Genomic DNA, 5,949 nt, shown 5'->3' with positions numbered 1-5,949 from the left:
AAATGACTTGATTTTCGGGCTGGGTTTAGTTTGGTGCTGTCATTTTCCCTGACTCCCTTGCTTTACGGCCAAGAAAATTTCCAATTCTCAAGAATCAGGGACTTGACATCTTACCGCTGGACTTAATACAGCAAATTCAAATCTAACGATAGATCCGCGCTAATGTTTTAGTCCAGATCGTCCGCATCGTCTGCAATCGTTTCCGTTAATTTATTCGTAAATTGCAGCGCGGCATTATACCCCATACGTTTCAGCCGGAAATTCATTGCCGCCACTTCGATAATGACCGCAAGATTTCGCCCGGGGCGGACGGGTATTGTAACAAGCGGAATATCCGTGTCGATAATGCGCGTCATCTCTTCGTCCAGTCCGAGACGATCGTATTGCTTGTCTTGCTGCCACGCTTCGAGCTTGACGACTACGCTAATCTTTTTATTGTTTCTGACCGCGCCCGCGCCGAATAATGTCATTACATTGATGATACCGACCCCGCGAATTTCGAGCAGATGGCGAATCAGTTCCGGAGCGGTCGCATGCAGTTGAAAATCGGATGTCTGCCGAATTTCCACGGCATCGTCGGCGACGAGGCGATGTCCGCGCTTTACAAGCTCCAGCGCCGTTTCGCTCTTCCCGATACCGCTGCTCCCTGTAATCAGCATGCCGACGCCGTATACATCGACAAGCACGCCGTGGATCGTAGCCGAAGGCGCCAGTTTCTTCTCCAGAAAGTTCGTGATTCTACTTGTTAAGATCGTTGTCGGCAGACCGGAGCGAAGCAACGGAATTTGCCGTTCTCCGGACAAATCCAGCAATTCTTGCGGAACGTCCAAATTACGCGTAATAATAATGCACGGCGTCTCTTCCACGCAAAAATGATTCATCCGGTCGATGCGCACTTCCGGGGATAACGTTTCGAAAAATGCAAGCTCGGTTCTTCCGAGCAATTGTACCCGATCTTTCGGATGGTATTCGAAATAGCCCGCCATCTCTAGTCCTGGGCGGTATAAATCGTCTACGGTGATCGCCCGTTTCAATCCGTCCTCCCCCGCAACGACTTCCAATTGGAATTGTTGCACCAATTCCGCCACTTTCACCTTCTTGGGCATAGGTTTCACTCCTTTTCCATTGTACTCATCGTATCCGAATTTGAGCGTGAAATCAATCTTTTGCGCCGGCCCGCCCTTGACGGACCGCTCTGCATCGCGAAATGAACGACAAAAAACCGCCCTATCAAAGGACGGTTTTGTTATCACGCCGGGTCGGCGCCGTTTTAGGTTTAGGATTGGAAAATGTTCAATTCGGACTCTTTGTCGAACACATGAACTTTGTTCATGTCGATCGCCAATTTCACGTTGCTTCCTTCTTTCAGGCTGGAACGTCCGTCTACGCGTGCGATAACGGTATCTTTGCCCACGCCGTTCAAGTAGAGCAACAATTCTTGACCCAAGTACTCGGATACTTCAACATGCGCGTTGAAAATCGTGTTCGGCGAAGCTTCCAGGAATACAGGCTCTTCGTGGATATCCTCCGGACGAACGCCTAGAATAACCTCTTTGCCTACGTAACCTTTTTCTTTCAACGCTTGCGCTTTGCCCGGAGCCACTTCCACGTCCAGACCGGTCGCTCTGAAATGCACTTTGCCGTTCGACTCGACCAAAGAACCTTCGATGAAGTTCATCGTCGGGGAACCGATAAAGCCGGCAACGAACAGGTTCTGCGGATGGTTATACAACTCTTCCGGAGAAGCCGCTTGTTGAATCACGCCGTCTTTCATAACGACGATTCTGTCGCCCATCGTCATCGCTTCGATTTGGTCGTGCGTTACGTAGATACAAGTCGTTTCAAGACGTTTTACCAATTTCGTAATTTCCGCGCGCATTTGTCCGCGAAGTTTCGCGTCCAAGTTGGAGAGCGGTTCGTCCATCAAGAATACTTGCGGTTCGCGAACGATCGCGCGTCCCAAGGCAACGCGCTGGCGTTGACCCCCGGACAATGCTTTCGGTTTGCGGTCAAGCAAATGTTCGATGTCCAGAATTTTCGCAGCTTCGCGTACGCGTTTGTCGATATCGTCTTTTTTGAATTTACGCAATTTCAAACCAAAAGCCATGTTCTGGTATACGTTCATATGAGGATACAATGCATAGGATTGGAATACCATCGCGATATCGCGATCTTTCGGTGCTACATCGTTTACAACGCGGTCGCCGATATACAATTTGCCTTCGGAGATTTCCTCCAAGCCTGCGATCATCCGCAATGTCGTCGACTTACCGCAACCGGAAGGACCGACCAATACGAGAAATTCTTTGTCTTGAATATCAAGATTTACATCAATTACGGTCGCCTTATCAGATCCGGGATATTTTTTGTAAATATGTTCTAAACGTACGCCTGCCATCCGAGTTTCCCCCTAAACAAAAGTTTATTTTTTCATATTCCTATCTTATCACTACAGCCTATGAAAACACTATATACATACTTTACAAAAAACTACTTCCTTTTCGTTACTTTATACAATAGCAATGTAAGCTTGACCAGCACGGCATCGCCGAACGTGCGAACGTCAAGTCCGGTCTCTTGCTTGAATTTATCCAAACGGTACAGCAGGGTGTTGCGGTGAATATATAATTTTTTGGCGGTGTCGCTGACATTGCAATCCAATTGAAAGAACGTTTCCAACGTCGTGAACGTCTCGGCGTCGGAGAAGATATCGGTGTTTTGCATCGCTTTCTCTACAAATGCGGACCGCGTTTCGTCGGGGATGCTGTATACGAGCCGTTCCAAATCCAACTGCCACGGCATATGGATATTCTCGGTTACATGAAACAATCGGCCCAAAAAAACAGTCTCGCGCAGCAGCGTCGTCGCGGCAACCAAGTCCAGCTCGGGGTCGATGGACGTATCGATGGACAATCGGCATTCGCCCGCCCATTCGCTGGCAAGCAATTCATACAAGCCGCGGCAAAAGGAAGCGACCGTATCCTCCGGCCCTTCCGCCCCTTCATCCGTTCGATCCTCATCGGGTGCTGCGCCGAAGACCATTTCTTCCGGGCATAGAATCAGCCATTCCTTGTCATGCAGCGGAATCAACAGCACTTCGCCGCCAAAATACGTTTTGAGCAGTTTAAACAGTTCTCCGTACGGCGTTCGCTGCGATTGGCTGCTCTCCAGTACGAGCAGGAGCGGAATCATTTTGCTGCGCAAACGGCTTTTCAAAGCGATTTGGTCAGGAACGGGGATCGCCTCGTAAGGAGCGCCGTGATCGATTTGTTGGTTGATCCATTCTCCCAATTGCAGCGCTTTCCGTTCTTCGTCGGATACGGTTGCCGCAAGCTTGCCCGCCGGACGGACCGATTGCAGCAGCAATTCGATCAGTTCGCGTTCGGAGTCGGTCAACTTTTTTTCGACAGAAATCGCTTCCACCGCGTTCCCTTCCCGTTTCCACAGGAATACGACACGATCCGCCAAGTCCAAACTTTGGCCTTCGCCGGAAGCTTGTCCGTTTTCGCCGAATAAACGAATCCATTCGTTTGCAGTAAACTTTTCCACGGTCATGGGGGAATGCAAAATACGTTCCAAGCGCTGCTTTATTTTGTCCATTCTCATCGTTTATGTCTCGCCCCCGGCTACCATTATCGAATAGAATTATAATCTTATTGTAACATAAAACAAAAGGAGACTGTCATATGCCTTCCGCCAGTCTCCTGATTGCTCTATTGTATAATGCGCCTTGCCGTCACATACCGCTGCGCCCATACGCCCCGGTCGATATCGGTATACTGCACGCCGCCTTTTTTATAGGTATGTATCATCCGCCCGTTGCCTGCGTAAATCGCGACATGTCCGATTCGGTCCGGCTCTTGCCTGCCCCTGAAAAACAACAAATCCCCGACTCTCAATTCACTCTTCGATACCTGAATTCCTTGTTTCGCCTGCTCGCGCGAAATGCGCGGAAGATCGATATCCGCCGTTTGCGCGAATACCGTCTTCACAAAGGACGAGCAGTCGAACGATTTGGTCTGTCCGTATTTGGCTCCGTATACGTAAGGCGTCCCAACGAACTCTTCCGCTCGCAGCACGATTCCAAGCCTTATTTGATCGGATTCGGACAGGAGCCTGAGCACGCCGATCAATTTGGCATCCGACAGCAACTGCTGCAAGGGCCGTTCGACGAGCCTATCCCCCGACCGGGAGATCGCCACGCGATTGTTTCGCGTGTACACTCCCGCAAATTCGGGCTCGGATCCGCCGAAGAACAACAAATCCCCCGTTCGGAATTCCGTACCCGTCCGAACGGTCATGTTAGCCAGCTTCGCAGGCGGCAAGCCGCTTCCTTGTCGGTAAAGCTCCGGCAAAGAAGAGGGAAGCCTAACATGTAAGGCGGAGTAAAGGTCTTGAATGAACGCGATGCTGTCTTCGGCGGGCGGCTGCCCGGCACGATGGGCATGCGACGGCGATACGTTTCCGCATACTATCGTCAATGCTGCGAGCATCCCGATGATCATACGAAAATAACGCGGCAACATAAAAGTCGATTTCCTCCTCAAACGATGTGCGATGTTTTCCTTACGGATAAACCATCATGAAAATTAATAGGGTCACAATCGATAATAAGCCGAATAAAGCGGCAACCAAATATAAGAACGATACCGTCTGCGACTGGGAAAGTCCCCAACGAAGCAGCGCATGATGGGTATGAAGCTTGTCGGCGCGATGCAGGCCTTTGCCATGAAGAAGGCGGCGGGTGAATACGATCACGGTATCCATAATCGGGAAGCCTAACGCGAGCGCCGGGACAAGCATGGACACAAGCGCCGCGCTTTTATAGGCCCCTTCCATCGAGACGATCGCCAGCGTATATCCGAGGAAAATAGCGCCGGCGTCGCCCATGAAGATTTTGGCAGGCGGGAAATTGTAAAGCAAAAAGGCGATGCAAGCCCCTGCGATGACTGCCGCCGATACCGCCGTTTCCGTATCTCCTCGCAAGATGGCCACGATAAAAAGCGTTATCGAAGATATCCCTGCTACGCCCGCAGCCAATCCGTCGACCCCGTCTATAAAGTTCATCATATTCGTGATGGCGAACACCCATATGACGGTAGCAATCCAAACGAACCAATCCGGAAACAAAATCATGCCGGGACGCCACAGATTGCGCATGCCCGAAATTTCAATGCCGAAAAAGAGAGGTACCGTTGCGCTAGCCAAGTAAACGATAATGCGCGGCCAAACGGGGAATTCGCGCTGAAGCGATTTATACCGGTCGTCCAGCAGCCCGACGAGCAGCAGCAGCGTGCCTCCGATTACAATCGTCCAAGTTAGCGGACCCAATCCTTTCAGGGCGATGAGGGCGATAAGGCAGCCTGCATAGATCGCCGCCCCTCCGAGAAGCGGAACGGCGTCGCGATGAATTTTCCGTTTGCCGGGCCGGTCGACGAATCCGGTTCGTACAGCCAACCGCTTCATCCAAGGGACAAGAGCTAGCACAAATGCAAAGCTCATTGCCGCTCCAAGCATATATGCCACCGAATTACCTCCTGCCGTCGTCCGTTTCAAACCCTGTTTTTTTATCGTCCCCTATTGTAAGAAAATCATACGGTTTGCGGGCAGTTATATCCGTCTATCCTTTCCCGGGCACACAAAAAACCCTTTCATTTCAATGCGAAATGAAAGGGTTCGCGTTTATCGTTTGGGTAAAAAAACTGGTGAGCCATGGAGGACTCGAACCTCCGACACCCTGATTAAAAGTCAGGTGCTCTACCGACTGAGCTAATGGCTCTTAGGAAATGGTGGAGGCTGATGGATTCGAACCACCGAACTCGTTGTACGAAAATAAACTCTTTAACATTAAAGCGCTAAAGTCCCTTGGACCGAAAAGGTTTCCTAAGCAACATTAATATCCATAAAGTTACAGTTATGCTGGGACTATCTCACGTAGCTCTACTTCAT

5 protein-coding genes and 1 tRNA gene are annotated in these 5,949 nt (G+C 50.4%); all 6 read right to left on the bottom strand.

The window, feature by feature from the left end; all coding sequences use genetic code 11:
* Window positions 1-167 precede the first annotated feature (167 nt).
* Complete coding sequence (gene hprK, locus LQ229_RS26720) at window positions 168-1,106, bottom strand: HPr(Ser) kinase/phosphatase (protein ID WP_216541077.1); 939 nt, start codon at window positions 1,104-1,106, stop codon at window positions 168-170.
* A 170-nt stretch (window positions 1,107-1,276) separates the two neighbouring features.
* Window positions 1,277-2,398: a sn-glycerol-3-phosphate ABC transporter ATP-binding protein UgpC gene (gene ugpC, locus LQ229_RS26715; RefSeq protein ID WP_216541078.1), complete on the bottom strand. Its 1,122-nt coding sequence runs from the start codon at window positions 2,396-2,398 to the stop codon at window positions 1,277-1,279.
* A 92-nt stretch (window positions 2,399-2,490) separates the two neighbouring features.
* Window positions 2,491-3,555, bottom strand: a complete 1,065-nt coding sequence (locus LQ229_RS26710; RefSeq protein WP_230193398.1) for a helix-turn-helix domain-containing protein — start codon at window positions 3,553-3,555, stop codon at window positions 2,491-2,493.
* A gap of 158 nt (window positions 3,556-3,713) precedes the next feature.
* A complete protein-coding gene (locus LQ229_RS26705; protein WP_230193397.1) occupies window positions 3,714-4,505 on the bottom strand; it encodes a C40 family peptidase in 792 nt (263 codons plus the stop codon).
* Between the two features lie 61 nt (window positions 4,506-4,566).
* The gene (locus tag LQ229_RS26700) at window positions 4,567-5,517 is read right to left on the bottom strand and encodes an MraY family glycosyltransferase (protein ID WP_216541082.1); all 951 of its coding nucleotides are present in this window, start codon (window positions 5,515-5,517) and stop codon (window positions 4,567-4,569) included.
* 186 nt (window positions 5,518-5,703) lie between these two features.
* Window positions 5,704-5,779: transfer RNA gene (locus tag LQ229_RS26695), tRNA-Lys, on the bottom strand.
* Between the last annotated feature and the right edge of the window lie 170 nt (window positions 5,780-5,949).

The organism is Paenibacillus sp. CECT 9249 (assembly GCF_918697855.1).
Taxonomy (GTDB): Bacteria; Bacillota; Bacilli; order Paenibacillales; family Paenibacillaceae; genus MSJ-34.
The sequence above is the reverse complement of the archived record's forward strand: the minus strand, read 5'-3'. Positions and strand labels throughout refer to the sequence as shown.

Coding starts and splice junctions, on each gene's coding strand:
- hprK (WP_216541077.1), bottom strand. CDS start 1,106: ATGCCCAAGAAGGTGAAAGTGGCGGAATTGGTGCAACAATTCCAATTG.
- ugpC (WP_216541078.1), bottom strand. CDS start 2,398: ATGGCAGGCGTACGTTTAGAACATATTTACAAAAAATATCCCGGATCT.
- LQ229_RS26710 (WP_230193398.1), bottom strand. CDS start 3,555: ATGACCGTGGAAAAGTTTACTGCAAACGAATGGATTCGTTTATTCGGC.
- LQ229_RS26705 (WP_230193397.1), bottom strand. CDS start 4,505: ATGATCATCGGGATGCTCGCAGCATTGACGATAGTATGCGGAAACGTA.
- LQ229_RS26700 (WP_216541082.1), bottom strand. CDS start 5,517: ATGCTTGGAGCGGCAATGAGCTTTGCATTTGTGCTAGCTCTTGTCCCT.